The organism is Anaeromassilibacillus sp. Marseille-P3371, assembly GCF_900169665.1.
GTDB lineage: Bacteria > Bacillota > Clostridia > Oscillospirales > Acutalibacteraceae > Anaeromassilibacillus.
The window spans coordinates 249,795-252,532 of sequence record NZ_LT835157.1 but is presented as its reverse complement, the minus strand read 5'-3'; the positions used below and the strand labels follow the sequence as shown (position 1 = coordinate 252,532).

At 50.7% G+C, this 2,738-nt stretch carries 2 protein-coding genes; both read right to left on the bottom strand.

Features of this window, described 5'->3' with window-relative positions; translation table 11 throughout:
* Window positions 1-1,683: 1,683 nt before the first annotated feature.
* The gene (locus B9Y59_RS16365) at window positions 1,684-1,818 is read right to left on the bottom strand and encodes a hypothetical protein (protein WP_256366508.1); all 135 of its coding nucleotides are present in this window, start codon (window positions 1,816-1,818) and stop codon (window positions 1,684-1,686) included.
* Window positions 1,819-2,091: 273 nt separating this feature from the next.
* On the bottom strand, window positions 2,092-2,738 hold a 647-nt coding region (locus tag B9Y59_RS15555; protein WP_198945576.1), incomplete at its 5' end, for an FIVAR domain-containing protein.

Here is a 2,738-nt window from a genome sequence, read left to right as displayed (position 1 = left end):
GCCAAATACGGACAGATATCTGCCCCAAGCTATCCGGTATTCAGCCAACCGCCTGGGCAAATAGTGTCTTTTACTCCTAAGATTTTTCCTATGGAAGTTTCCTCCTCTAAGCCGTCGAGTACGGTACGTAGTACCTTTATGCCTATGGCATTTTTGCAGAATTTTTACCAAATACAGACGGATGTCTTCCCCAAGTTATCCAGTGTGCGGCCAATCGCCCGAACGCACAACGTCTTTCACACCTAAGGTGTTTCCTAGAGTAGTTTCCTGTTAGTGACTGCTATGTCTTACTTTGGATACGAGCTGCTTCCACTCTTTGTACAACACGATTCCAGTATTTATCGATTATTACCGATTTTCCCTGTAGAAACACCTTTTATCCCATTCCCAAAAGCTTATCGCACCCATCCAATCATTCAAGCAATGGCGATACCATAACGCCACCATACGATACATCCCTATCCCTGAGATACGTCCGTAGCATCCGACTTGGATTTGGGTTCCATACCAAGAACATTAGCACTAAATCTGACAACTCATGAACGCTGCCGGTAGGCGGATATGCTTCCCATTCTGGAGCATTGCCTCCCGTATCTTCCACTGCACAATAGTCGGATTTGTACCAAGACCTTGTAAAAAGATGGCCCAGCAGGGATTTCCGCGTTTACATTTGGAAACCACCTGCTGGGCCATATCGGTGGAACGTCTCTGCCTGCATCTTCCTACATGTCCGGTCTCTTATTTCTCTTATAAGAAACGGACCGAATGATATACATACACACTGGGAAAGTTACCGATTCGAAGTATTGCACTTTTGGAAGTGCCTGTTTCTATCTTGCCGATATACCGATCAGAGACATCCCATATTCTTTTTTGCTCTTACGAACTCTTATGCTGCCGTTACCATGAAATGCAGTTTTACATTCTGGCCTTGCAGGGCCGTATAAGCACCCGCACCTCTGGCCCGGTGGACACACAGCGCCTTCCGCGCCTACGGCGTCTCCTACGCAAGCTTTCTGCTATCGGCTGCCGGATGCTTGATCGAATAGTACACGTTTATACCTTACACAAATTGCCCGGCGTTCAGCCAACGGTTACCGTACAATGCAGCTTCGCATTCTGGCCCGGCAAGGTGGTGTAAACGCCTGTGCTCTGGCCCTGCGGACCACAGTGCTTTTCGGCCTGCAATCTTTTGCTTCCTTTTGGAAATTCCCATACATTTTATCTTTCACTTACATCCCAAGTACACAAAGTCTCAAAGCCGCAAAATCCCCGCTCCGGTTTCCCGGAGTGGGGATTCTGCTCTTTGCGAAAGGGGCTCCCTTCGCTCAATTTACTAAGATGTCCGCCAAGGATGGCTGGGCCATGCTCCTGTGGACGCACAGCGTCTTCCGCGCCTGCGGCGTCTCCTACGCAAGCTTTCTGCTATTGGCTGCCGGGTGTTTGATCGAATATGTACACGTTTATACCTTACACAAATTGCCCGGCGTTCAGCCAATGGTTACCGTGCAATGCAGCTTCGCATCCTGACCCGGCAGGGTGGTGTAAACGCCTGTGCTCTGGCACGGTGGACCACAGCGTCTTCCGCGCCTGCGGCGTCTCCTACGCAAGCTTTCTGCTATCGGCTGCCGGGTGTTTGATCGAATATGTACACGTTTATACCTTACACAAATTGCCCGGCGTTCAGCCAATGGTTACCGTGCAATGCAGTTCTGCATTCTGGCCCGGAAGTGTGGTGTAAACACCTGTGCTCTGGCCCGGTGGACGTACAGCGTCTTCCGCGCCTGCAATCTTTTGCTTCCTTTTGGAAATTCCCATACATTTTATCTTTCGCTTACATCCCAAGTACACAAAGTCTCAAAGCCGCAAAACCCCCGCTCCGGTTTCCCGGAGCGGGGATTCTGCTCTTTACGAAAGGGACTCCCTTCGCTCAATTTACTAAGATGTCCGCCAAGGATGGCTGGGCCATGCTCCTGTGGACACACAGCATCTTCCGCGCCTACGGCGTCTCCTACGCAAGCTTTCTGCTATCGGCTGCCGGGTGCTTGATCGAATAGTACACGTTTATACCTTACACAAATTTCCCGGCGTTCATCCAATGGCTACCTCGCAATGCAGCTTCGCATTCTGGCCCGGAAGTGTGGTGTAAACGCCTGTGCTCTGGCCCGGTGTGCCAACTGCATACACTCTGTAGTAGTAGTCATTGCCGATCTGGGACACAAACTGTGTCTTCAGAACGCTTCCGTTGCCCACTGTGAAGCTCGGTACCAGTCCGTTTCCATTGACCACGGTCATCTTGAAGGTGTACATGCTTCCTCTGTTCAGCGTGATGGCATTTGCCGCATCACTGCGCACACTTGCCGCTGCACTCTGGCTTGCGGAAACCACACCCGCTGCTCCATATGTGTTGCTTACATTTCTCGATGTGGAGCCGCTCTTCTTCGCTGTCGTCGTCTTTGTCTCCAGGTTCTGGATGCTTGCTTCCAGTGCTTCTACGGCACTCTTGACCTCTTCTTCGGTCGCTGCTTCATTGTTCAACACAACCTTTGCGTTGCTCAATGCCTTCTGCATCGCTGCCACGCTCTTTGCTGTGTACTTGCTGGTGTTCACTGCCTCTGCTTTTCCAATCAGGTCTTTCAAAGCGTCCTTGTTCGGAATCATACGCAGTGCTGTAATCGCATTGAGCAGTTCTTCGGCCTTCTCATCCACTGCCTCCTGGGTTGCATTGTCATTTTCCA

Excerpts from the sequence above, each read along its gene's own strand:
- B9Y59_RS16365 (WP_256366508.1), bottom strand. The coding sequence starts at position 1,818 with ATGGGAATTTCCAAAAGGAAGCAAAAGATTGCAGGCGCGGAAGACGCT.